This window comes from Lysinibacillus alkalisoli (assembly GCF_014643595.1).
Lineage (GTDB): Bacteria > Bacillota > Bacilli > Bacillales_A > Planococcaceae > Metalysinibacillus > Metalysinibacillus alkalisoli.
Window position 1 is genome coordinate 99,567 of record NZ_BMJT01000009.1, and the last position, 23,286, is coordinate 122,852.

Sequence of the window (23,286 nt, forward strand, 5' to 3'; positions counted from 1 at the left end):
CAAAGTGTAAAGCTTAAATAATAAATATACAACCCCTAAAAACGAAAAAAACACAAAAGCATAATACATTTCTCAGGCCTTTGTGTCTTATGGTTTATTTCTTAACATCCACCCATTTTAACGTTTTAGATTTTGTTATGGTAGTAACTACATACTTTGCTTCTGCCACTTGTTCAACATAAGGTGTACGTCTTTTTTTATAAGTTTTGTTATTGTACTCTTCTTCTACTTTATTGGCACTATCAATCATATACATGCCTAATGAAACATCCCCCTTATCAAAAATCACCTGTGCATTCATTTTCGTTTGGGCAATATATTTACGCGCTTCCTTTGTAGTCTTCGCATATTTCACACGATGTTTTAAATGTTTACGCTCTTCATTAGCTAACTCTGCCTTCTTTTTTTCAACGGGGTTAAGTTCCGCTAGCTTTTTACGCTCACTTGCTGTCAAAGCCTCTCCTCTTGCTATTTTACGTAATGCCTGTCTTGCTTTCATTTTTTCTTTTAGCTCATCCATAGCATCAGCAGTAGTACTTCTTGGCAAGATACTTTTTTTATCTTGTGTTTTTTTAGGTTGCATCTTTTCAACCCTATTTTTTTCGGCTAATTTAGTAAAATCACGCACGCTATTTTTATTCATTTGCATGGCTACTTGTTGTGAAGCAGTGCCAAATATCATCATAATCATCGCTCCTTCGTCCCTCATTTGCATCCTTGCTTATTTTCTATATCGGATTATATTGAAAAAGCTACAACAAATTGCTTTTATCGTGCTAAAATATACCGTTAGAGGAGTGAAAGTAATGACAGAACAACAATTTCCATTTCCTTCAGATGGAAAAAGATATTATACATGGAATCGTTATTTACGTAATGAATTTGGACATAAAGTATTTAAAGTAGCGCTCGATGCGGGTTTTGATTGCCCTAACCGAGATGGTACAGTTGCTTTTGGTGGTTGCACATTTTGTAGTGCTGCTGGGTCGGGTGATTTTGCAGGGGATCGGGTAGACCCTATTGATGTACAATTTGCGGAGATTAAAGGAAAGATGCAACAAAAGTGGAAAGATGGTAAAACGATGGCCTACTTTCAAGCCTATACAAATACACATGCTCCCCTTCCCATATTAAAAGAAAAATTTGAAGCGGCTCTAGCACAAGAGGGCGTGATGGGATTATCGATTGCAACTCGCCCTGATTGTTTACCTGACGATGTTGTTGAGTATTTAGCGGAATTGAATGAGCGAACATTTTTATGGGTAGAGCTTGGTTTACAAACCGTACATGAAAAAACAGCAACACTCATCAATCGTGCACACGATTATCAAACTTATATTGAAGGTGTTGAAAAGCTACGCAAACATAATATTCGTGTTTGTTCCCATATTATTAATGGGCTTCCACTTGAAGATTACGACATGATGATGGCAACAGCTAAAGCCGTAGCACAACTTGATGTACAAGGGATTAAAATCCATTTACTACACTTATTAAAAGGAACTCCTATGGTTAAACAATATGAAAAAGGGATGCTAGCATTTTTAGATAAGGATGCTTACATTCAACTTGTCGCAGACCAACTTGAAATCTTACCTCCTGAAATGATCATCCATCGTATTACAGGTGACGGTCCTATTGACTTAATGATTGGACCGATGTGGAGTGTGAATAAGTGGGAGGTTTTAAATGGTATTGATGCGGAACTTGAGCGTCGTGGGAGTTGGCAAGGCAAAAAATATGAGGTCTCACAATGAAACTTGAACGTGTCTTGCAATATGCTAAAACATTACTTACCCAAACTATAGAAGAAGGCGCTACAGTTATTGATGCAACGGCTGGTAATGGGCATGATACTTTATTTTTAGCTAAGTTAGTTGGCAATACAGGGCATGTGTATGCCTTTGATATTCAACAACAAGCCTTAGACCACACAAAAGAACGACTAGGATCCTATGCTTCACGTGTCACATTAATCAACGATGGACATGAAATGGTAACAAACTATGTTGCACAACCTATTGATGCAGCCATCTTTAATCTAGGTTACTTACCTGGGGGTGACCATTCCATTGTTACAATAGCAACTACTACCATTGAAGCTATCGACCGTATGCTTGATTTATTAATCGTTGGCGGGATTATTATTCTTGTCATCTATCATGGGCATGCTGGTGGTGCAACTGAAAGAGATGCCATCATTCAACATGTTAGCCAGTATGATCAAAAATACGTTCATGTGTTGCAATACCAATTCTTAAATCAAAAAAATACACCGCCCTTCATCATTGCATTAGAAAAAGTCAAAGCTTTTTCTTAATATTACCTACAAAGTACGCCTGGAAAATACTTTTCAAGCGTACTTTGTAGGTTACCTCCTATTTATTCTATGCGTTCAACTGACAACGTAGTAATTTGAGCAGGGAAAGACTCTTTAATTTCACCATCATAACCTACCTTTATTTGATCACCCACTTCAAATTGTGTCTGTTTATTAACGGAAAGATCCACCACAATCTCCCCTAAATCGCTACTGACAATAGCTAAATCACCATCTATTTGCATAATACTGGCTTCAAAAAAGAGCGCTTTTTGTGGGGTATCTGGATTATCATTTGTACAAGCTGTCACAAAAAACAGACAAACACCTATTACAATTACCACTTTTTTATACATCTACGACCATCTCCCTATCATGTTTTAATGCATTCATGTAAAAAGGAATTATCACCAATATAACGTAGTAGCGTTACACTTGTTGATAATTCCTTCATTACATCAATGATTTATTTTTTTTGATTGCGTTGCACCCAGAAATCTGCTTTTTGAATACCTAATGCTTGTGGGTCAAATTGCGGGTCAATCCCTTGTTTTCGTTGACGCTCATAATCTTTTAAAGCAATAATGGCTGGTTTTGATAATAACAACATCCCAATAATATTTACCCATACCATCATGCCAAGACCAATATCACCAATCAACCATGCCGTTTGTGCTGTACGTACCGACCCAAAATAGGCCGCTGCTAACACGATGATTTTAACAAAGAACACACCTTTTCCTTGTGCTTTACCACGCATTAAATAGGCAACATTTGTTTCTGAAATATAGTAATAAGACATAATTGTCGTAAATGCAAAGAAAAATAGCGCAATTGCGACAAATGCAGAGCCAAAACCATGTAATGATGTAAAAGCGCTATCTACAGCAATCTGTGTATACTCTGTATACGAGTGACCTGGTACATGTTCAACAATGTAAGGACCTGACTCATTGCCTTCTTGTACATTATAAGTCCCCATAAATAAAATCATAAACGCGGTAGCCGAACATACAAGCAACGTATCAATATAAACTGAAAATGACTGTACTAAACCTTGTTTAACAGGATGAGATACCTCTGCTGCTGCTGCAGGATGTGCGCCGTTACCTTGACCTGCCTCATTAGAAAAGATGGCACGTTTTACACCCCATGCAATAGCGGAACCAATCAAACCACCAAATGTTGCATCTACACTAAATGCGCTACGTACAATTAAACCAAACACAGCAGGCACTTCTGATATATTCATCGCAATAATAACTAATGCTAATAAAATATAAGCAATCGCCATAAATGGCACAATTAATGTAGCAGCTTTTGCAATACGTCGCACACCACCAATAATGATAAAACCTAATACAAGTACAAGTACAATTCCAGTAATTGCTGGTGTAATACCAAACGCATTTTTAGTAGCACTAGCAATAGCATTTGCTTGTACGCCTGTCATTAACATAGCTGTAGCAATAATAGCTGTAAAAGCAAAAATCATGCCAAACCATCGTTGACCCGTACCCTTTTCGATATAATAGGCTGGCCCTCCACGATAGACACCGTTATTTTCTTCTTTATAAATTTGTGCTAATGTCGATTCCACAAATGCAGTGGCAGCCCCAATAAATGCTGTAACCCACATCCAAAAGATAGCACCTGGCCCCCCAAAAGCAATAGCTGTCGCGGTACCAACAATGTTACCTGTACCCACACGACCTGATAACGCAAGTGATAAAGCCTCAAAAGAAGAGATGCCAGAGTCTGATTTTTCACCAGCAAACATTAACTTCACACTATCTTTAACTAATCTTACTTGAACAAACCGTGTAATAATTGTGTACATTAAGCCAATTACTAAAATACCATAAATTAAAATAGGCCCCCATAATGCATCATAAATCGTTGTTAAAAAACTTTCCATCTAAGCCCCCCCTTTGCTTATCCTTTATTTTACAATATAACCGATCGAGCGTAAAACGTTTCTAATATAATCCATCATAAATAGGAATATACTGTCGCGCTCTGTCTCTTGGAATAAGCTATGCGAACAGTTTGGCCATTCTTTCAAATGCATTTCAGCTACCTTTTGTTGATATAGCCATTTTTTAGCTGCCGCTAATTCTATGATCTCATCATTTTCCCCTGTCATCACTAAAATCGGAACATTCGGGAATTTATAAGACATTAGTGTTGTAATATCGCGCTGTAGTAGTTGCAATTCGCGATACCATTTCACTGAAACGGTTGTATTATACGGAATGTCTTCCATTAAAGTATGCACTTTCTCTACATCCTTTGTTAACATCGTCGGTTCAATTTCATGTGTGATCTTCACACTGGCTGTTAATGCGCTTAAACTTGTTAAAGCACTTGCCATTTTACCAGGTTGCAAGGCTAGTTGTAGCCATGGTGATGTAAAAACAACGCCTGCAACAGGAAAACCTTTACGCAATGCATGTATAGCTAATACTGCTCCTAAACCATGCGCAATAATAAATACGGGTAAATCATAGGAGAATGCCGTTTTCAATAAATTTTGTACATGTTGGTCATACCGCTCAAAACTCTCATCGTGTGCATGTAATTTTCGATTTAACTCCCCGTGACCAGGTAAGTCACCAGCAAGTACATGGTAGCCTTCTCCTCTTAATTGTTCAATTAACCAAGCATACCAGCCATGGTGTTCATAAGCACTGTGTATAATGGCAATGACAGCTCTCGGCTGACCTTCTGCCTCCCACTTCCACATAGCTGAACCTCCTTTAAATTGCAGTTCTATTTTCCATTATAACGAACATCTTATCAAATAGTCATTTACTATTTGCTTTCACTAAAGTGTTTGATACGATTAATCTATTAACAAAGGAAATGGGGAGAGTATTGTGATTTATCCATATCAAGATAAACAGCCAAAGATTGACCCTTCTGTGTTTATTGCAGATTACGCTACAATAACAGGAGATGTAACTATTGAAGCAGAAACGACAATTTGGTTTAATACCGTAATTCGGGGCGATGTTTCACCTACTAAAATCGGTAAACGTGTCAGCATTCAAGATAATTGTTGCCTACATCAAAGTCCGAGTTACCCACTTATTATTGAGGATGAGGTAACTGTTGGTCATCAAGTTACATTGCATAGTTGTACGATTCGTAACCATGCATTAATTGGGATGGGCTCTATCATATTAGACGGCGCTGAGATTGGTGAGGGTGCATTTATTGGTGCAGGGAGTCTTGTTCCTCCTGGAAAAGTAATACCTCCCCATTGTTTAGCGATGGGGCGACCAGCAAAAGTCGTGCGTGAATTAAATGAAACGGATAAAAAAGATATGGCACGCATTGTACGTGAATATGTTGAAAAAGGAAAATATTATAAAACACTACAACATAACAAGTAAAAGGGAATAACAAAGCTTTTTCATAACCATATAAAAAAGAAGTTGCCTAGGCAACTTCCTTTTTATGTGACTAAGATGATACGTATCTTGGTCTCTCTTATTTATTTTACTAATGCTGCTTTTTCTTTCAATACAGCTGCAATCGCTGTGTCCTCCCATGGTAACGCAATATCTGTACGACCAAAGTGTCCATAAGCAGCGGTTTGTTTGTAAATCGGGCGACGTAAATCAAGCATCTTAATAATACCTGCTGGGCGTAAATCAAATAACTCGCGTACCCAGGTAACTAATTCGCTTTCTGCAACTTTACCTGTACCAAATGTATCAACAGCAATCGATACGGGTTGAGCAACGCCAATTGCGTAAGCTAACTGCACTTCTGCACGGTCTGCTAAACCTGCAGCCACAATATTTTTAGCCACATAGCGAGCAGCATAAGCAGCTGAACGGTCTACTTTTGTTGCATCCTTACCAGAGAAAGCACCGCCACCATGACGCGCATAACCACCATAAGTATCTACAATAATTTTACGACCTGTTAAACCAGCATCACCTTTAGGCCCGCCAATTACAAAACGTCCTGTAGGGTTGATGAAATATTTAGTAGCGTCATCTAATAATGCTTCAGGCACGATTGGTGCAATGACAACACGTTTTAAATCAGCTTGAATTTGCTCTAATGTCACAGCCTCATCATGTTGTGTAGAAATAACAATCGTGTCAACGCGCACAGGGATATTATGTTCATCATACTCAACGGTAACTTGTGTTTTACCATCCGGACGTAAGTAAGCCAGTTCACCTGATTTACGCACTTCAGTTAGACGACGTGCCAACTGGTGTGCTAATGAAATAGGTAAAGGCATAAGCTCTTTTGTTTCATTACATGCATAACCAAACATTAAGCCTTGGTCTCCCGCGCCAATCGCTTCTATTTCCTCATCTGTCATAGCGCCTTCTCGTGCTTCAAGTGCTTGGTCAACACCTTGTGCGATATCTGGAGACTGTTCACCAATCGCTGTTAATACAGCTAAGTTTTCCGCATCAAAGCCATACTTGCCACGCGTATAGCCAATCTCTTTTACAGTGTCACGTACAACACCTTGAATATCCACATAAGTGGATGTCGTAATCTCACCTGCTACTAATACTAAACCTGTAGTAACCGTTGTTTCACATGCTACCCGTGCATTAGGGTCCTTTGCTAAAATAGCGTCTAAAATACCATCTGAAATTTGATCACAAATTTTATCTGGATGACCTTCTGTAACACTTTCAGATGTAAATAGGCGACGTTTTGTCATAATTGTTTCCTCCTAGTATGTTTGCGATGATCGCATTGATACGGTACTCTTCCCATGTTCGTTTTTTTAAACGATAAAGCCGCTAACTGCTTTAAACACAAGGAATATAGAAAGGTACTTTAATAAGGAAAATCTATATTAGGTACTTATTAAAATGTTGTAGAAACAAAAAAAACCTTTACTCACCAATAAAAAGTGAGGAAAGGAGTTAACGTTCGGTATCCTTTCACTCTTATCGTTCAAGGGCAATTCCCTTGCATTCAGATTAAGCACCAACACCTTATATATACATATAATGCAGGTTGCCGGGTTTCATAGGGCCTGACCCTCCACCAGCTCGGGATAAGAGTATCCGTTCGCATATCATGTTACGAAATATATGCGTTAAAGTCAAATATTTTTTGTCTATTTTTCGAAATAGAGAACTTTTGCAAAAATTAATCGTATAATTAGTATAGATTATTTAAGTAAATGTGTTATACTATTTTTGAAATTACGAAAGTCACCCTAATTATATAATTAGGAATATTATAAAAAAGGATGGTAAATAAGCGATGAATTCAGTAGATATCCATAACGAACTGAAGGACTTATTAAGCGGTAGCAATATTAAGAATCAACTTTCTGTAGCACAACTTGTAGAGAAAGCCACTTCACGCGGCGAGGCTATGTTAACAGCTGATGGTGCGGTTTGCGCTGAAACTGGTAAATATACAGGTCGTTCTCCTAAAGATAAATATACCGTTGAAGAAGAAAGCACAAAAGACAAAATTGATTGGGGTAAAGTAAACCAACCGATCTCTGCTGAGGTGTTTGATAAATTATACACTAAAGTAGTGAACTATTTAAAGACTAAAGACGAAGTTTTCGTATTTAATGGTTTTGCTGGCGCTGATAAAGATAGCCAACTTAGCATTAAAGTTGTTAATGAATATGCTTGGCACAATTTATTCTGTCACCAATTATTCATCCGCCCTACTGATACTGAATTAGCTAGCCATACAGCTGATTTCACAATCGTTTCTGCACCGACTTTCCATGCTGACCCAGCAGTAGATGGCACTAACTCTGAAACATTTATCATCGTTTCGCTTGAAAAGAAAATCATCTTAATTGGTGGTACAGAGTATGCTGGCGAAATGAAGAAATCCATCTTCGGCATCATGAATTATTTATTACCACAGCAAAATATTTTATCTATGCACTGTTCAGCAAACGTTGGTGAAGCTGGCGATGTAGCATTATTCTTTGGCTTATCAGGCACAGGTAAAACAACATTATCTGCTGATGCTGACCGTAAATTAATCGGTGACGATGAGCACGGTTGGTCAGATAATGGTGTCTTCAATATTGAAGGTGGCTGCTATGCTAAAACCATTAATTTATCTGCTGAAAAAGAACCTGAAATTTATAACGCAATCCGCTTTGGCTCTGTACTAGAAAACGTAGTCATTGACCCAGAAACACGCATTGCAGATTATGACGATGGTTCATTAACAGAAAACACGCGTGTAGCTTACCCTATTGACTACATTGAAAATATTGTAACGCCTTCAGTTGCAGGTCATCCAAAAACCATTGTATTTTTAACTGCGGATGCGTTTGGCGTATTACCTCCAATCAGTAAATTGACAAAAGAACAAGCGATGTACCACTTCTTAAGTGGCTTTACTTCTAAACTTGCTGGTACAGAGCGTGGAGTAACAGAGCCTGAACCAGTATTTTCTACTTGCTTTGGTTCACCATTCCTACCACTTCCAGCAACGGTTTATGCGGAAATGTTAGGTCAAAAAATCGATGAGCATGGCGCACAAGTATTTTTAGTTAACACTGGTTGGACTGGTGGCGAGTACGGCGTTGGTAACCGTATGAAACTATCATACACACGCACAATGGTACGTGCAGCTATCGATGGAAAATTAAACGGTGTACCTACTATTCAAGATGAGGTATTTGGTTTACACATCCCTACAGCAGTAGAAGGGGTACCAAGTGAAGTATTAAACCCACGTGATGCATGGGCTGATAAAGCCGCTTATGATCAAAAAGCAGCACAACTTGCGGACTTGTTTAAAGATAACTTTAAAAAGTTTGCCAACGTACCTGAAAATATTACAACTCAAGGTGGACCAATCGTTTAAGTTGGACACTCTAAAAAAAGACACTCACGTAAAACATCGTGAGTGTCTTTTCCTTGTACAAAATATTACATATCTTATTCAGCTTTTTTAGCAAATATGGATACAGTCAAGAGTGCCATTATGATTGAAAAAACCATAAACATAAACTTTTTCATGATTTTGCCTCCTTCATCCATGTGGTCAAAGCATTAACCGTTTGACGATGTATAGCAGGTGGGAATGCATGACCATAGTCTTTATAATACCAAGTACTCGCTTGTGGTAAAGCTCGTTGTAATAATTCACTATGTGTAATCGATACATGATAATCTTTAACACCATGGATAATTAACACGTCTGCTGCTATTTTATGGACATGACGCAATGGTGTGCGTGCTTCATACGCATCTGGTACTTTAGTAGGTGTACCTCCAATCACACGTTTCATCATACGACGCATATCCATTCGTTCGTTGTAAGTTAACGCAACATCCGTCATGCCGCCCCACACAACAACAGAGCTGATATCATCTCGCTCAATAGCTGTCCATAAAGCCATTGTGACACCGCGTGAAAAACCGAGTAAATGAATGTCTCCTTCCCAATATGCTCGTAAGACATCCACTGCGTAAATGGCATCATAACGGTCAACACCTACAAATTCATCACGCCCTTGCCCACCACGATTACCACGATAATAAGGAGCAAAAACAATAAATCCTTGTTGCGCATATTCAGCAATTCTTGCTGGTCGTATCATGCCAACTCTTTGAATGCCGCCTCGTAAATAAATTAATCCATCTTGATAGGTTTGTGGGATCGCTAATAATCCTTTTACTAAAACACCTTTAGCGTAGTATGTAATCTCTTGTAATGTTACACAAGGCGTTGGTGAAGGATAAAGTTTACTATAAACTATTTCACCATTTTGCATGAGCATACTCCAAGATTTTAGCCATACCTTCATCTCTCATATAAAAGCTAAGTTTTGGCTGATTGAATAACTCTTGTTCCGTTAACCACAACTTGCCTATCGTTTCCTCGTCAATCGGGACTTGCTCTTCCTCTACGGCTTCTGCTATAAAAACGGTTTTACAAAAAGGGGTTTTATCTAATACTTCATAATAAGCTAGCCACTGAGGCGTTGAAATACGCACACCTGTTTCTTCCCAAACCTCACGTGCTGCTGCCTCTTCAACTGTTTCGTTTTTCTCAACTTTACCACCAGGAAACTCCACACCACGTTTTTTATGAATCGTACATAAATATTGGTCATGTCGTTTAACTAGCACTAAGACGTGCTGGCAAGACACTTTGTGGTTAGGCTCAAAAAACAAATTTACTTGTAAACCATTTACATCTGTAAAGGTGAACATCTTTAACACCTCCTGCTTATTTAGTTTACCATGATTGTCGAAATTCATTCACTTCATTCTTTCTCTTCAATCTCTTATAATAGGGGGGAGAGTATACACAAGGAGTGAAGAAAATGGGTGTACCTACCGCTATCATTGTAATGATTGCTTTAATTATGTTTATTTTTGCTATGGCAGCAATCATTATTATTAAAAAGAAAAAAGTATCTTTAAAACAAACCATTGATGAGCATCCTGTTCAAAAGACATACACTAAAGATGACCGTCAATGAAGCATGTTTTTATTTGGCTCATTCAATTTTACCGTAAAGCGATTTCACCGTTTACCCCACCTTCTTGTCGCTTCCACCCTACTTGTTCATCTTATGGGCTTGAAGCATTTGAAAAACATGGAGCCTTCAAGGGTTTTATTTTAACCATTGTACGTATATCAAAGTGCCACCCTTTGCATAAAGGTGGCTTTGACCCTGTACCCGAAAAATGGCCTTCACGTAAAAAATAACGTGAAGGTTATTTTTATGCTTGTTTTTACAAAATAATTACGTTACAATAAAAACGGTTATTAACAAAACGTAATCATTACTATTTAAGAGGTGCTCTACTATGAAAAAATATATTATCGCTTTATTATTACTCTGTTCGGTCTTGGGGCTTAGTGCATGTAATAAAGAAGTACGTCAAGCTAAATCTGACACTTTGACCGTTTATACTACGGTTTATCCTTTATCTTATTTTACAGAACGCATCGCTGGTAATAAAGTGGATGTTCATTCCATTTATCCCCCTGGTGCTAATGAACATACTTTTGAGCCTACTCAAAAAGATATGATGAAATTAGCAGATGCTGACATCTTTTTCTATATTGGCTTGGGGTTAGAAGGCTTTGTGGAAAACGCTAAAAAAACATTGGATAAAGAAGACGTTTCACTTGTAGCTACTGCTGACCGTGTGACAGATGCTAAATTAGCGACTAGTACTGGTCATGTACACGCAGAGGATGAGGAGCATGAACATGACGAACACGAACATGACCATGCTCATGGTGAAATTGACTCGCACGTTTGGTTATCACCAAGTATTAGTGAGGATTTAGCTGCGAGTATTTTACACACCTTATCTGAAAAAATGCCTGCAGAGAAAGAGAACTTTACTAAAAACTATGATGCACTTATACAAGACTTACAAAAGCTTGATAAAGATTACGCGCAAGGTTTAAAAGATGTTACGCAACATACCTTCTTTGTATCACATGCTGCTTTTGGCTATATTGCAGGTAATTACGGGCTTAATCAAGTGCCTATTGCAGGATTAAACTCACAAAGTGAGCCTTCTCAAAAAGCTTTAATGAAACTGGTAGAACAGGCTAAAAAAGATAATATTTCTACTATATTTTTTGAACAAAATGTTTCATCTAAGCTAACCGAAGTAATCCAAAAAGAAGTTGGCGCTACATCTAGCACTTTACACAACTTAAGTGTGCTAACAAATGAGGATATTAAACAAAAAGAAGATTATTTTAGTTTAATGTATCGCAATTTAGAAGCTTTGAAAAAAGCATTACAATAGTTTTATTGTACTATAATTTCACTTGCGATAAAGTGCTATAAAAAGTCGATGACTTTTTATAGCACTTTTTTATTTTCTATGTGCAGATCGTTTAACTTACGTTACTATTGATATAAACGGTGGAACAATGTAGCTTATTTTAGGGTATAACATAGTAATACGAAACTTTTAGTCTGTTCAATCGTTATACAAAAAGAATGAAAAGAAAAGGAAGTGGTAAAATGCGTAAAACCACAATCGCCTCTTTATTGGCATTACCTATTGCCTATTCTGTAGGGGCAACATTATTTGAGCGTTTATATAATCCACGTATTATTCGCAATATACCTACACATAATACGATTTACTTAACTTTTGATGATGGGCCACATCCTGTGTATACGCCTGCCCTACTGGATTTGTTAAAAAAATATGATGCTACTGCTACATTTTTTGTCGTAGGTGAGTTAGCCGAGAAGTACCCTCATATTTTACAACGCATGGTAAAAGAGGGACATACGATTGGGATTCACCATTACACGCACACATCAAGTTGGCAACTTACGCCTTACCAGTTACAGCGACAAATTGAAAAAACGGCACAAGTAATTGAACAAGCAACAACAATTGTACCAATTTTATATCGTCCGCCTTGGGGACACTTTAATCTAGCTACACGACAAATTGCTAAAAAGTATGATGTTATTTTATGGTCTCATATTTTTAAAGACTGGAAATTGCATGATAATCATTTAGCTCAATTACATGAACCTATCGAAGATGGCGCCATTTTATTACTGCATGATAATGGCGATACAAAAGGCGCTGACCAACAAGCACCTGAAAGTATGTTACTACAGCTGAAACGTTTTTTAACGAGTACAACGCAAAAGTGTAGGGCGATCCCTGTATGACGGTTGACTTTATTATTCATGCCTTTAGTACATATGGCTACATTATTATATTTATTTGCGCCTTTTTTGGTATTATCGGCATTCCCGCACCCGAAGAGTCGTTACTTGTTATTATTGGCATGGCTTGTGTAACAGGCAGTATGGACTTTACACATGCTGTGTTCTTTGCTGTGATTGGTACAATTGTAGGTATGATGACAGGTTATTTACTTGGTAAAAAATTAGGCTTACCTATGTTACAACGTTGGGGGCATTATGTTGGCTTTACAGAAGAACGTTGGCAACACGTTTCACAGCGTTATGTACGTAAAAGCCGACTCACTATTATCGGCGCTTACTTTTTACCAGGTATACGGCAAATTAGTCCTTATGTGGCTGGTGTGGCTAAATTACGCCTTTCACTCTTTATGACTTACAGCATTATAGGTGCGATCGTTTGGATTGTCCCTTATATGGCAGCAGGTTATTTCATTGGTCGATATTTTAACATTCCGCCCGTTTATATTTCTTCCATTGGTTTTATTTTATTTGGCCTATTCATTGTGCACCTCATCATACAATATATTAAAAAGAAATGGAAAGGAGCCAAAAAAGCATGAGAGTTTTAATGTTACCTTTATTTCGTTTCCCTACAGGGCATACAAAGGCAGCAGAAGCTATTATAGATGCAATCGAAAAAGTTGACAGCACCGTGCAAATTGATACTGTTGACTTACTGAGCTATACGAATGCTACTATGGAAAAAGGGATTGGCACCTTTTATATTAAATGGATTCACTCTTCACCAAAATCCTATCAATTGATGTACGAAAAAATTGTCAATAACAAAAAACCAAAAACAACAAAAGAAACGCCACCTTTCTTTGCTAAATTCTTTTTACGTAAAATGAAACAACTTGTGGCACAATATAATCCCGATCTTATTATTTGCACACATGCTTTTCCCTCTAGCATTTTAGGTATGTTAAAGCGTGATAATGCTATCAAAAATGTACCTGTTGTAAATGCTTATACGGACTTTTTTATGAATGATGTATGGGCGAAAAACACCAGTGAGTATCATTTAGCGCCACACCAAGAAGCTAAACAGCAGCTTATACAAACATTTGGACGAGAGGCATCACGCATTTTTGTAACAGGTGTACCTATTCACTCTGGGATTACAACAACACCTGCAACACCTCAATCTCATCACGTGTTACTAGCTGGTGGTAATATCGGCTTTATGGACGTACAAGCGCTCATTGACCTAACTGCTCTATTGCCTGATACAACCTTCACTGTCTTATGTGGCAGTAATAAAAAACTTTATCAAAAAATCAAACAGGCAAATAGAGACTCTTTAATCCCACAAGGATACATTACATCTCGCTCTGAAATGAATACCTTGTACGAGAGCACATCCGCTATGGTAACAAAGCCAGGTGGTGTCACCATGACTGAAGTGATGCGTAAACGTATTCCTATTTTTATTGATCATTTCTTGCCAGGGCCTGAGGAGGAGAATTTTCATTATCTCAATGCGCGTGGTATGGTACGAAAATTAAACGAACATAAGTTACAAGAGCTTACAGACCCTACCATTATCGCTCAAATGAGTGAGGCTATTCAACAATATGAGGAAGAATTAGATTATTCTTTGGAAGAAGCGATACAAGCAATATTTGCTGACCTTGCTCAATAATTATATAAAAAGTGGTGAAGAGGACATAGCATTATTATCCTTTTCACCACTTTTCTATTATGCTCTCTATATTTCACGTTGCCACTTTTGACAAACATAATATAACAAATAAAACAATATGAAAATGACTGCTATCTCTATAGGAATATACCATGGATAAGAAGGAACCCAATTAAGAAATACAGATGGTGGCAGCTCCCGTAAGTAAGCATAATTTGTATTAAAAGTTGTATTAATCATTAATAATAGTCCGAAATACACTAAGCTTTGACGATACACCTTGTATAATGCCTTCTCATTTACTGTAAATTGAAATAGTATTGCTAAATAAATAACACCTAAAAATAATGCACTATGCCCCATAAAAAATTGAATAAACATCGCATTTGGAAAGCCAAGTTGCCCTGTTTCTGGCGATAACAATGCTAAAAAAGCACCTATTAGTCCCCAGTAAAATGTAAATGATAATAATAACGGTCGTTTTATAATAAGCATCATCAACACTAACAATGTAGTAAGTCGACATGGATACAATGGCAAGGCATCAGAGGCATACCATTCATGATTCATGGCATACCAACTGTATAACAACACTTGTTGCACAACGATAATACTAATAAATATATAACGTAAGTAATGCTTTAATTTTGTCTTCTGAATTTTTTCAGCATTGCGCACCAGTAATATCGCAACACATAAAACAAGTAAGAGCCATGTAATATGAGGCCAACTTAATGTTGCAAATATCGGTTCGTTGCTATGATAAAGTGCATCTATGATAGTGAAAACTCCTTTGCCAACTCCATCAATGAGGTTATGTTAATAACTCTCGTAATTGATGACGCATAATTTTATTAGAGGCATTGCGTGGCAGTTGTGAGACAACAAACCAATGTTTGGGGCATTTATAGCTTGCTAAATGCGCTTTACAATAAGCTTCTACTTCCTCTTGACGATACGATGTTGTCACTACAATGAAAGCAGCAGGCACACTGCCCCAGCGCTCATCTTCTATACCACAAACACCCGCTTCTAAAACCATAGCATGCCCCAATAATACTTGCTCAATCTCTGCTGGATAAATATTTTCTCCCCCAGAAATAATTAAATCTGCACGACGGTCAACGACATATAAATAACCCTCATCATCAAAGTAACCAATATCACCAGTATGCAACCAACCATCTTGCATCGTATTACGCGTAGCAAATTTCCCAATATAGGCAGGTGTAACATGAGGGCCTTTTACACAAATTTCTCCTTGAATAAATGGCTCAGTCGTTCCTTCAATGCGCATCGCATTAAAAAATAACGGCTTACCTGTTGAACCTAACTTGCGCAAGGCATCTTGTGGTGGGAGTGTTGCCGTTTGAGAACAGGTTTCTGTCATGCCATATGTTTGTGCAATTCGTATATTTGCTTGTTGTGCACGTAATAAATAACGCTCGGGGATTGTACCTCCACCTGCTAACATTAATTTAAAACTAGGTGGCACATCAAGGTTTTGTTGCTCTAGTTGTGTTAATATTTGTGCCAATGTATAGGCAACTACTGACATATGTGTAGCTTTACCTGTAATTATTTGGTGCACTACTTCAGCTGTATCAAAACGCTCATATAACAGCACCTCATTCCCATAAATCACTGCACGCATTAAGATAGAAAAGCCACTGACATGAAAAAGTGGCATCGTACAAAGCCAAACATCTTCTGGTGACATACCTACATTTAAACTAGCTGACAATGCACTAGATAAATGATTGCCATATGTTTGTCTCACACCTTTTGGTGAGCCTGTTGTACCTGACGTATACATAATGGATAGTGTGTTTTGTTCTTGCCATTCTGTGGCCATATCAACTATACGTACTTCTTTTTGCTGTACCTCTTCTAATAAAATAACATTTGACGCCACTTTATGTTGTTGTTCACTTGTTGCAATGACTTGAGTCACTTCGGCATCCTGTAATTGCGCTTGAATTTCTGTAGCTGATAGTCGACAGTTACACATTACTAATTCACACTGTAATAACATGCCCGCATATATTGTAATGACTAACTCATCACTATTTGGACTTAATAAAGCAATTCTACTGTGAGGCGTAATACCTGCTGTAATAAGTTGCCCTGCTCTTCTTTTAGCCTGCTCCACTAATGTGTACCATGTGTAAGTACGCCCCTCAAACTGTAAGGCTTGTCTCTCTGGCGTAAGATAGGCACGCTGTAATAACCAATTTTGCATTGTACTTCCCTCCTACTTCCTATTGTAGCTAAAATGATGAATTAAAAAAACTAGATTCATATGTCAATTTCATAAGCCATATACTAGCACAAATTTGCTTAGCTATGCATTACGACATGCTAACGCTCAAATAATCGCAGTCTACAATACATTGACGTGTTGTACAGTGATCGTTACATTAGATGCGCATAGCCTCTTATTTATATGTAATAAATTAGGTGATTTCATAAAAAAACTAACCTGTCTTATTAAACAGGTTAGTTTTTTTAATATTAATAATTATTCTAAATCATTATCCTTTTTAGAAGATGTTTCTTGATTATATTCTTTTTTCGTCATTACATCTTCTACATTCATATTCACTTCTACAACTTCTAAGCCAGTCATATGTTTGACTTGTGATTTAATTACTTCTGTTACTTTTTTAAAGATCGCTGGTGCACTTTGACCATATTCAATGATTACTTTTAAATCAACTGCCGCTTGTTTTTCACCCACTTCAACAGAGACACCTTTTGTTAAGTCATTATTACCAAAGGCACTTGTAATACCTGAAGCAAAGCCGCCCTTCATATCTAAAATTCCGTTCACTTCTCGCGTTGCAATCGCAGAGATTTTTTCGATTACACCATCGTCAAATGTTAATGTATTCTCAAATACACGCTCATTTTCCTCTTCGTTCACGCCTGCTTGTTTGTTATATTGTTCTGTAGTGTTTGCCATTTTTCTTCTCTCCTATCGTATTTTATCTAAAAATATAAGAAACTCTTCTTTTCGGTCTTTAGCATAGCCAATGCCAATGCCTAGACCTGTTAAGATTAAAATAAGAACTGTTTTCCAAAATCCGATTGTCAAAAATAAAATACTTACTACAAGCATAATAAGAAAACCAAGTATACGCCATTTATAGTCTCGTAGTAAGTCAGTGTATGATCGTGATTGATTCATACGAGAATCCTCCTTACTAAAGAACTCGTTTATTTAATAGCTTTTGGTCCAATACATTCAATTTTACTTCCCTTACAGGTAACTCTGAGAAATCTTCTGTACTTTCTTTAATGTCCTCACGTAACGTTTCAAGTAACGTTTGTACATTATGAGACTGCGCGACGAATAAGTCGACAACGATATCAATGTAGGATGCTTTTTTCTTTTGATACAGTTTGACGTTAATCGTCGGTTGTCGAATATCATTATATTTCGCAACGGTATGCTGTATATTCTTTTCAATCGAACGCTTGTTTAAATAAATCTCGCCATCATTGTATTTTAAGTATAGCCCCCTTTTTCGATGCGATGGTAGGAACGCAAATATTATCATAAATAAGGCAATTACTAATAAAATACCTGCTGTGCTATAAAGCGCCGTGTCAAACCAGCTATAGCTTGTTAACTCTTGTTGATATTTTTCCCAAGAGGGTACTTCTGCATAAAGAAACAGTAATGTTGCTGTAACGACAAAAATCAACAAACCGAATATCAAACTGACAAATCGCTTCACCTCAGATACCTCCTCCCTTTGTTTTCTACTATTTTTCTTCCCTTTTTAATAAATTTCAATCATCCTATCCGTATTTATTTTCAAAAGAACTATAAAAAAGTGTATTCTTGCCAAAATAAAAAAGCTGAGAACATGTTCTCAGCTTTTTAAAATCAAGGGAAACGTGGGAATTGACCAAAATCTGGTTGGCGCTTCTCTTTAAATGCGTCGCGCCCTTCTTTTGCTTCCTCTGTTGTGTAATAAAGTAATGTTGCATCACCAGCCATTTGTTGTAAACCTGCTAAACCATCTGTGTCAGCATTCATAGCTGCTTTTAAGAAACGTAATGCAGTTGGTGACATTTCTAACATCTCTTCACACCATTGTACCGTTTCATCTTCTAACTGTGCATATGGTACTACTGTGTTGACTAAGCCCATATCAAGTGCTTGTTGTGCATCATATTGACGGCATAAGTACCAAATCTCACGCGCTTTTTTATGACCGATAATACGAGCTAAATAGCCTGAACCATAACCTGCATCAAATGAACCTACTTTAGGGCCTGTTTGACCAAAGCGTGCATTATCCGCTGCAATCGTTAAGTCACATACTACGTGTAAAACATGCCCGCCACCAATTGCATAGCCAGCTACCATTGCTACAACTGGTTTAGGAATCACACGGATTAAACGTTGTAAATCTAATACGTTTAAACGTGGAATCTCATCGTCACCTACATAACCACCATGACCACGTACTTTTTGGTCACCGCCTGAGCAGAATGCATGTTCACCTTCACCTGTTAAAATAATTACACCAATACGTTGGTCATCACGGGCACGTGAAAATGCATCAATCATTTCCATGACTGTTTTCGGACGAAAGGCATTGCGCACTTCCGGACGGTTAATTGTTACTTTAGCAATACCATTGTATAGCTCATATTTAATATCTTCGTATTCTCGGATTGTTTCCCATGTACGAGTCATTAAAAAGCCTCCTCTTTATTAAAAAGTTCTTCCTCTACTATTGTAGCAAATTGCTTCGATTTTTCCACATGAATTGCGTGACCCGCACCTTCTACAATAATATGTTTTGCATTTTGCATTTTTTTAAGCATTTTTTCTGCAATTACACAAAATTTATCATCAAGTGCGCCTGTTAGTAAGGTTACAGGCATCTGTAAATATGGTAACACTCCCCACATCGATGGCTGTGAACCTGTACCCACACATCGTAGACTCATAGCGAGGCCACTTGCTTCGTGGCTGAGACGCTCTGTACGAATTTGTTGTTGGCGTTCTGTTGATAATTGCTTTTGCGTGTGAAATAAAGCAATATCTTGCCAATAATCTACAAAAGCGATTAATCCTTCGTGCTCCAACATGCAAGCTAACTTCTCATCTTGCACTCGCCTTGCTGCTCGCTCAGAAGCTTTCTTTAAGCCAGGTGATGCACTCTCTAAAAAGAGTTGTGTAATTTTCTCGGGATATTTAGCCGCATAACAAAGTGCTGTGCGCCCTCCCATAGAATAACCCATCAATGCAAATGAAGGGACGTCTGCTAAAGCACGATGTATCGCATCAATTTGGTCTTCCATCGTATAGCGCTCTTCCATGTGATTTTTGCCATGACCATATAAATTAAACGCAATAATATGCACATCTTGTAAATCGTCTGCTAAGTCATACCACGTCGCTTCGGAACCTGTAAAGCCATGTAAACATACAAGTGTTTTCATTCGATTGCCTCCGCAATTTGTGCCCACAATGCACGATGCGCCGCTACATTCTCTTTTCGATTCGTTGTTACTTCTAATAACATTAATGTTTCTTGTTCATGAAAATTCACTAGTTGTAATTGGTCATAATTTACCATCTCATAATGCATCTCATACAGTGCTGCCAATGACTCAAATGTTAATGCTGTTGGCGTGCCAAACAAATCTTCATAATGTGGCTCAATTTGTGCTTGTGGTAAATAAGAGAAAATACCACCGCCATCATTATTCAATACAATCGTTGTCAGTTGGCACTGTTGATAGCGCGTAGCAATAAAACCATTACTATCATGTAATAAAGCTAAGTCGCCAATTAGCACATGCATGGGGCGGCTTGTAGTAGCAGACATACCTAATGCCGTTGAAATAATACCATCAATCCCATTAGCACCACGGTTTGCATATATTTTAATATCTTTAGTTGTCTCTAAGAAAAAGGTATCAATATCGCGTATTGGCATACTATTACTGACAAAAATATCACTGCCATTTGGCAAGTTCTTTAAAATATCAGCGACCACTGCTCCCTCATCTGTACCCTCGTACTGGCTTATCTTTTGTTTAGCAATAGTATGTGCCTCTTGCCATTTAGCCAAATACATGTCATCCGCTTCATTATCGGATAAAGTTAACTCTTCTAGCCATGCCGTTAGCTCTGCTTGCAGTACATGGGTTGCACATGCAATGGCGTCTCTAAATTGACTAGACTCATCCACAACAATATAGTGCTCAGGCATCGTTTCAGCAATAAATTGCATAACAAATTTAGATATCGGTTGTGCGCCAAATCTTACTACCGTCTCAGGTTGTACTTGCGCTTTAAATGCATCTACTTTTAGCAAAGCATCATATGTAGTAATAACATACGACATACAATCTTGAGGCACTGCACGTCTCATATTAGAAAGCGGCTCAATTAATACAGGCCACTTTAAACGACGTATGACAGACCATAATAAATCTCTATTGGTCCCTAGGGGGAGTTCTCCAATAATGAGTAACCCACGTTCTGTGTTACGTAAAAGTTTGCCGAAGTGATACTGTGCCTCTGGCGTTGGTACGAGTTCGCTTTTAAATGTCTCTTGGTAATCACTGTATAATACAATATCGTCAATCTCAATTAATAATGGTTCTCTAAAAGGTACATTAATATGTACAGGGCCATACGGTGCACTGTAAGCTGTATTAATAGCACGTACTAAGTGACGTTCGATAAATGGTAATGTTTGTTTGGCATCATCTGGAATAGGAAAATCCACACTCCACTTTACATGCTCGCCAAATAAATGTGGTTGATTAATCGCTTGTGGCGCGCCAACTTCTCTTAACTCATGTGGACGGTCTGCTGTAATTACAATAAGTGGTACTCTCGCATAGTGTGCCTCTACAATTGCTGGATAATAATTGGCGGCAGCTGTACCTGATGTACAAAGCAGTACCACAGGTTTCGCTTGTGCCTTGGCTAATCCCAACGCAAAAAAACCTGCTGAGCGTTCGTCAACTTGGCGATATACTTTAATCATAGGTGTAGCGGCAAAGGCATAGGCTAGAGGTGTAGACCTTGAACCTGGACTTATGACAACATCTACAACTTCATTTTTTACTAATGTAGCCACCATTTTATACACATATTGTGATAAAATGCGTTTTTCATTCATGTAAATCTCCCCCTAATGCACGTAACATTGGTCTAAATTTTACAAGTGTCTCTTCGTACTCTGATTGTGGCTCTGAATCAGCCACAATGCCACCACCAGCATATAAATAAGCTTGTTTATCATGAATCAATGCACATCGTAATGCAACAGCAAATTCTCCGTCCCCTGTCGTATCAAGCCAGCCAATAGGCGAAGCATACATTTCACGATTCATTGCTTCATGTTGACGAATAATTGCCATTGCCTTATTGCGTGGTACGCCGCCTAATGCAGGTGTAGGGTGTAAGTCTTTTGCGAGTTGTAAAATCGTTTTTTGCGCTTTTAATACGCCTTCTACTGGTGTATACAAATGCTGAATATCTCTACTTTTTAATAATTGAGGTTGTTTAGGCACTTTGTAGGTTGTACAATGCGCTTTAAACGTATCCGCGATCATATCAACAACATGTTGGTGTTCACCACCATTTTTATCATCATGTAATAGTGTATACCCTAATACCTCATCTTCTGCTGCTGTTACGCCTCTTTTAATGGAACCTGCTACACAAGCGGAGTAGGCATGGTGCTTTGCGACATGTACTAAGCGCTCTGGTGATGCACCTGTAAAAAAGCGCTGACCAAATTCTAAACCATAAATATAACAATCTGGCTGTTCTTTTAATAAGTCACTTATAAGTTGTGCAGGTTGAACTTGATTTTCAAATTGTAAAGCTAATGTTCTAGCTAATACTACTTTGTCTGCTTCTTTATTACGAATGCGAGTTGTAACCTCTTTAACCGCTTGTAAGTAAGCTTCTTTCTCAGGCTCTGTATACGCTATCATTTTAGGCTTCTCAAGTGTGATTGTAGCTGTTTTAATGGCAGCTAAAAAAGCCTCTGCCTCTGCTTGATCTTTTGCTGTAATTGGACTTGTGCTCTGAATATTCATAAAACACTGTTGTCCCTTTTGTATAAATTGATATTTTGCTACGACAAAAAGTGCTTGTGGAAAATCGCCCCATTCACTTTTCTTATCGTTTAATTGATCAAAAGTCACACCGCCAAATAAAATAGGTTGCTCTTGATTTGCATGTATGTGTATTGCTTTCCACTGTTTTTCAATCTCATTAAAACGGTTATCCGTTCCCGTCAACGTTAACACATTCCCTACGCCAACTATAGTTAAAGTGGCTTCGCGGTTTTGCCAAAAATAACGCTGCCCTTTATACATGTCACTAGCTGAGAAAAATTGCAGTGGTGTGATTGTTGTCACTTCCATTGTCGTTACATACAAGGTAACGTCTGATGCGTTCTGTTGCATGAAAGTCCCTCCGTCATTCATTAAATCCGATAAAATGAGTCGTTTAAACGACGATATTAACTACCGTTCTGTATAAAAACTGTCCTTTAGTATCATATCACTTTTTGCACAATAAAAGCAGTATTATGCGATGTCTCTATTCAATTTGTTAAACTTCATATA

26 protein-coding genes and 1 riboswitch are annotated in these 23,286 nt (G+C 37.9%); of the genes, 10 read left to right on the forward strand and 16 right to left on the reverse strand.

The window, feature by feature from the left end; translation table 11 throughout:
- Positions 1 to 94 precede the first annotated feature (94 nt).
- Positions 95 to 685, reverse strand: coding sequence for a hypothetical protein (locus IEW44_RS13125; protein ID WP_188615514.1), 591 nt, complete (start codon positions 683 to 685; stop codon positions 95 to 97).
- Between the two features lie 121 nt (positions 686 to 806).
- Here IEW44_RS13125 and mnmL point away from each other — a divergent pair, with 121 nt between their 5' ends.
- Both mnmL and mnmM read left to right on the forward strand, forming a co-directional pair.
- Positions 807 to 1,757 carry a tRNA modification radical SAM protein MnmL/YtqA gene (mnmL, locus tag IEW44_RS13130; RefSeq protein WP_188615515.1) on the forward strand — a complete coding sequence of 317 codons (951 nt, stop codon included), beginning with the start codon at positions 807 to 809 and terminating at the stop codon, positions 1,755 to 1,757.
- Positions 1,754 to 2,320, forward strand: coding sequence for a tRNA 5-(aminomethyl)-2-thiouridylate-methyltransferase MnmM (gene mnmM / locus IEW44_RS13135; RefSeq protein ID WP_188615516.1), 567 nt, complete (start codon positions 1,754 to 1,756; stop codon positions 2,318 to 2,320). Before mnmL ends, mnmM begins: the two co-directional genes overlap by 4 nt.
- A gap of 62 nt (positions 2,321 to 2,382) precedes the next feature.
- Here mnmM and IEW44_RS13140 read toward each other — a convergent pair whose 3' ends face one another.
- The 3 genes from IEW44_RS13140 to IEW44_RS13150 all read right to left on the reverse strand — a co-directional run bounded on the left by IEW44_RS13140 (position 2,383) and on the right by IEW44_RS13150 (position 5,066).
- The gene (locus IEW44_RS13140; RefSeq protein WP_188615517.1) at positions 2,383 to 2,676 is read right to left on the reverse strand and encodes a DUF3221 domain-containing protein; all 294 of its coding nucleotides are present in this window, start codon (positions 2,674 to 2,676) and stop codon (positions 2,383 to 2,385) included.
- Positions 2,677 to 2,786: 110 nt separating this feature from the next.
- Positions 2,787 to 4,238, reverse strand: coding sequence for an alanine/glycine:cation symporter family protein (locus IEW44_RS13145; protein WP_188615518.1), 1,452 nt, complete (start codon positions 4,236 to 4,238; stop codon positions 2,787 to 2,789).
- Positions 4,239 to 4,262: 24 nt separating this feature from the next.
- Positions 4,263 to 5,066, reverse strand: a complete 804-nt coding sequence (locus IEW44_RS13150) for an alpha/beta hydrolase (protein WP_188615519.1) — start codon at positions 5,064 to 5,066, stop codon at positions 4,263 to 4,265.
- Between the two features lie 133 nt (positions 5,067 to 5,199).
- Here IEW44_RS13150 and IEW44_RS13155 point away from each other — a divergent pair, with 133 nt between their 5' ends.
- Complete coding sequence (locus tag IEW44_RS13155) at positions 5,200 to 5,718, forward strand: gamma carbonic anhydrase (RefSeq protein WP_188615520.1); 519 nt, start codon at positions 5,200 to 5,202, stop codon at positions 5,716 to 5,718.
- Positions 5,719 to 5,819: 101 nt separating this feature from the next.
- Here the strand turns inward: IEW44_RS13155 and metK are convergent, their stop codons facing one another.
- On the reverse strand, positions 5,820 to 7,022 hold the full coding sequence (gene metK, locus IEW44_RS13160) for a methionine adenosyltransferase (RefSeq protein ID WP_188615521.1): 1,203 nt from the start codon (positions 7,020 to 7,022) through the stop codon (positions 5,820 to 5,822).
- A 229-nt stretch (positions 7,023 to 7,251) separates the two neighbouring features.
- A riboswitch (SAM riboswitch) is annotated at positions 7,252 to 7,371 on the reverse strand.
- A gap of 205 nt (positions 7,372 to 7,576) precedes the next feature.
- On the opposite strand from metK, the gene pckA reads away from it, so the two are divergent.
- The gene (pckA, locus tag IEW44_RS13165) at positions 7,577 to 9,163 is read left to right on the forward strand and encodes a phosphoenolpyruvate carboxykinase (ATP) (protein ID WP_188615522.1); all 1,587 of its coding nucleotides are present in this window, start codon (positions 7,577 to 7,579) and stop codon (positions 9,161 to 9,163) included.
- A gap of 151 nt (positions 9,164 to 9,314) precedes the next feature.
- Here pckA and IEW44_RS13170 read toward each other — a convergent pair whose 3' ends face one another.
- Together IEW44_RS13170 and IEW44_RS13175 are read right to left on the reverse strand one after the other, a co-directional pair.
- Positions 9,315 to 10,076: an alpha/beta hydrolase family protein gene (locus tag IEW44_RS13170; RefSeq protein ID WP_188615523.1), complete on the reverse strand. Its 762-nt coding sequence runs from the start codon at positions 10,074 to 10,076 to the stop codon at positions 9,315 to 9,317.
- Positions 10,063 to 10,518 (reverse strand): NUDIX domain-containing protein, encoded by a 456-nt coding sequence (locus IEW44_RS13175; RefSeq protein WP_188615524.1) that lies wholly within the window; start codon positions 10,516 to 10,518, stop codon positions 10,063 to 10,065. The genes IEW44_RS13170 and IEW44_RS13175 overlap by 14 nt, the downstream gene beginning before the upstream one ends.
- 113 nt (positions 10,519 to 10,631) lie before the next feature.
- Between IEW44_RS13175 and IEW44_RS13180 the strand changes: the two genes are divergently transcribed.
- The 6 genes from IEW44_RS13180 (at position 10,632) to IEW44_RS13205 (ending at position 14,661) form a co-directional block, all read left to right on the forward strand.
- Positions 10,632 to 10,790 carry a hypothetical protein gene (locus IEW44_RS13180; protein WP_188615545.1) on the forward strand — a complete coding sequence of 53 codons (159 nt, stop codon included), beginning with the start codon at positions 10,632 to 10,634 and terminating at the stop codon, positions 10,788 to 10,790.
- A complete protein-coding gene (gene yidD, locus IEW44_RS13185) occupies positions 10,787 to 11,020 on the forward strand; it encodes a membrane protein insertion efficiency factor YidD (protein WP_188615525.1) in 234 nt (77 codons plus the stop codon). The genes IEW44_RS13180 and yidD overlap by 4 nt, the downstream gene beginning before the upstream one ends.
- A gap of 101 nt (positions 11,021 to 11,121) precedes the next feature.
- Positions 11,122 to 12,084, forward strand: coding sequence for a metal ABC transporter solute-binding protein, Zn/Mn family (locus IEW44_RS13190; RefSeq protein WP_188615526.1), 963 nt, complete (start codon positions 11,122 to 11,124; stop codon positions 12,082 to 12,084).
- 221 nt (positions 12,085 to 12,305) lie between these two features.
- Entirely contained in the window at positions 12,306 to 12,977 is a 672-nt protein-coding gene (locus IEW44_RS13195) for a polysaccharide deacetylase family protein (protein WP_188615527.1), read from the forward strand.
- Positions 12,974 to 13,576: a DedA family protein gene (locus IEW44_RS13200; protein WP_188615528.1), complete on the forward strand. Its 603-nt coding sequence runs from the start codon at positions 12,974 to 12,976 to the stop codon at positions 13,574 to 13,576. The genes IEW44_RS13195 and IEW44_RS13200 overlap by 4 nt, the downstream gene beginning before the upstream one ends.
- Positions 13,573 to 14,661 (forward strand): MGDG synthase family glycosyltransferase, encoded by a 1,089-nt coding sequence (locus IEW44_RS13205; RefSeq protein WP_188615529.1) that lies wholly within the window; start codon positions 13,573 to 13,575, stop codon positions 14,659 to 14,661. Before IEW44_RS13200 ends, IEW44_RS13205 begins: the two co-directional genes overlap by 4 nt.
- Before the next feature lie 66 nt (positions 14,662 to 14,727).
- Here IEW44_RS13205 and IEW44_RS13210 read toward each other — a convergent pair whose 3' ends face one another.
- From IEW44_RS13210 to IEW44_RS13250, 9 genes are all read right to left on the reverse strand, one after another.
- Positions 14,728 to 15,471: a YwaF family protein gene (locus IEW44_RS13210; RefSeq protein ID WP_188615544.1), complete on the reverse strand. Its 744-nt coding sequence runs from the start codon at positions 15,469 to 15,471 to the stop codon at positions 14,728 to 14,730.
- A gap of 4 nt (positions 15,472 to 15,475) precedes the next feature.
- Entirely contained in the window at positions 15,476 to 16,903 is a 1,428-nt protein-coding gene (locus IEW44_RS13215; RefSeq protein ID WP_188615530.1) for an o-succinylbenzoate--CoA ligase, read from the reverse strand.
- A gap of 279 nt (positions 16,904 to 17,182) precedes the next feature.
- Complete coding sequence (locus tag IEW44_RS13220; protein WP_188615531.1) at positions 17,183 to 17,626, reverse strand: Asp23/Gls24 family envelope stress response protein; 444 nt, start codon at positions 17,624 to 17,626, stop codon at positions 17,183 to 17,185.
- Positions 17,627 to 17,638: 12 nt separating this feature from the next.
- Positions 17,639 to 17,851 (reverse strand): DUF2273 domain-containing protein, encoded by a 213-nt coding sequence (locus IEW44_RS13225; protein ID WP_188615532.1) that lies wholly within the window; start codon positions 17,849 to 17,851, stop codon positions 17,639 to 17,641.
- Between the two features lie 16 nt (positions 17,852 to 17,867).
- A complete protein-coding gene (gene amaP / locus IEW44_RS13230) occupies positions 17,868 to 18,404 on the reverse strand; it encodes an alkaline shock response membrane anchor protein AmaP (RefSeq protein ID WP_188615533.1) in 537 nt (178 codons plus the stop codon).
- Between the two features lie 152 nt (positions 18,405 to 18,556).
- Complete coding sequence (gene menB / locus IEW44_RS13235; protein WP_188615534.1) at positions 18,557 to 19,375, reverse strand: 1,4-dihydroxy-2-naphthoyl-CoA synthase; 819 nt, start codon at positions 19,373 to 19,375, stop codon at positions 18,557 to 18,559.
- Complete coding sequence (menH, locus tag IEW44_RS13240) at positions 19,375 to 20,127, reverse strand: 2-succinyl-6-hydroxy-2,4-cyclohexadiene-1-carboxylate synthase (RefSeq protein ID WP_188615535.1); 753 nt, start codon at positions 20,125 to 20,127, stop codon at positions 19,375 to 19,377. Before menH ends, menB begins: the two co-directional genes overlap by 1 nt.
- Entirely contained in the window at positions 20,124 to 21,824 is a 1,701-nt protein-coding gene (gene menD, locus IEW44_RS13245; protein WP_188615536.1) for a 2-succinyl-5-enolpyruvyl-6-hydroxy-3-cyclohexene-1-carboxylic-acid synthase, read from the reverse strand. The genes menH and menD overlap by 4 nt, the downstream gene beginning before the upstream one ends.
- Positions 21,817 to 23,124 (reverse strand): isochorismate synthase, encoded by a 1,308-nt coding sequence (locus tag IEW44_RS13250; protein WP_188615537.1) that lies wholly within the window; start codon positions 23,122 to 23,124, stop codon positions 21,817 to 21,819. Before IEW44_RS13250 ends, menD begins: the two co-directional genes overlap by 8 nt.
- Positions 23,125 to 23,286: the final 162 nt, after the last annotated feature.

Bases quoted from the DNA above. Each gene is read 5' to 3' on its own strand.
- IEW44_RS13180 (WP_188615545.1), top strand. From the start codon at position 10,632: ATGGGTGTACCTACCGCTATCATTGTAATGATTGCTTTAATTATGTTT.
- IEW44_RS13215 (WP_188615530.1), bottom strand. From the start codon at position 16,903: ATGCAAAATTGGTTATTACAGCGTGCCTATCTTACGCCAGAGAGACAA.
- mnmM (WP_188615516.1), top strand. From the start codon at position 1,754: ATGAAACTTGAACGTGTCTTGCAATATGCTAAAACATTACTTACCCAA.
- IEW44_RS13140 (WP_188615517.1), bottom strand. From the start codon at position 2,676: ATGTATAAAAAAGTGGTAATTGTAATAGGTGTTTGTCTGTTTTTTGTG.
- IEW44_RS13225 (WP_188615532.1), bottom strand. From the start codon at position 17,851: ATGAATCAATCACGATCATACACTGACTTACTACGAGACTATAAATGG.
- IEW44_RS13170 (WP_188615523.1), bottom strand. From the start codon at position 10,076: ATGCAAAATGGTGAAATAGTTTATAGTAAACTTTATCCTTCACCAACG.
- IEW44_RS13125 (WP_188615514.1), bottom strand. From the start codon at position 685: ATGATGATATTTGGCACTGCTTCACAACAAGTAGCCATGCAAATGAAT.
- IEW44_RS13175 (WP_188615524.1), bottom strand. From the start codon at position 10,518: ATGTTCACCTTTACAGATGTAAATGGTTTACAAGTAAATTTGTTTTTT.
- menD (WP_188615536.1), bottom strand. From the start codon at position 21,824: ATGAATGAAAAACGCATTTTATCACAATATGTGTATAAAATGGTGGCT.
- IEW44_RS13220 (WP_188615531.1), bottom strand. From the start codon at position 17,626: ATGGCAAACACTACAGAACAATATAACAAACAAGCAGGCGTGAACGAA.
- IEW44_RS13205 (WP_188615529.1), top strand. From the start codon at position 13,573: ATGAGAGTTTTAATGTTACCTTTATTTCGTTTCCCTACAGGGCATACA.
- menB (WP_188615534.1), bottom strand. From the start codon at position 19,375: ATGACTCGTACATGGGAAACAATCCGAGAATACGAAGATATTAAATAT.
- pckA (WP_188615522.1), top strand. From the start codon at position 7,577: ATGAATTCAGTAGATATCCATAACGAACTGAAGGACTTATTAAGCGGT.
- IEW44_RS13145 (WP_188615518.1), bottom strand. From the start codon at position 4,238: ATGGAAAGTTTTTTAACAACGATTTATGATGCATTATGGGGGCCTATT.
- IEW44_RS13190 (WP_188615526.1), top strand. From the start codon at position 11,122: ATGAAAAAATATATTATCGCTTTATTATTACTCTGTTCGGTCTTGGGG.
- metK (WP_188615521.1), bottom strand. From the start codon at position 7,022: ATGACAAAACGTCGCCTATTTACATCTGAAAGTGTTACAGAAGGTCAT.
- menH (WP_188615535.1), bottom strand. From the start codon at position 20,127: ATGAAAACACTTGTATGTTTACATGGCTTTACAGGTTCCGAAGCGACG.
- yidD (WP_188615525.1), top strand. From the start codon at position 10,787: ATGAAGCATGTTTTTATTTGGCTCATTCAATTTTACCGTAAAGCGATT.
- IEW44_RS13150 (WP_188615519.1), bottom strand. From the start codon at position 5,066: ATGTGGAAGTGGGAGGCAGAAGGTCAGCCGAGAGCTGTCATTGCCATT.
- IEW44_RS13250 (WP_188615537.1), bottom strand. From the start codon at position 23,124: ATGCAACAGAACGCATCAGACGTTACCTTGTATGTAACGACAATGGAA.
- IEW44_RS13200 (WP_188615528.1), top strand. From the start codon at position 12,974: ATGACGGTTGACTTTATTATTCATGCCTTTAGTACATATGGCTACATT.
- mnmL (WP_188615515.1), top strand. From the start codon at position 807: ATGACAGAACAACAATTTCCATTTCCTTCAGATGGAAAAAGATATTAT.
- IEW44_RS13195 (WP_188615527.1), top strand. From the start codon at position 12,306: ATGCGTAAAACCACAATCGCCTCTTTATTGGCATTACCTATTGCCTAT.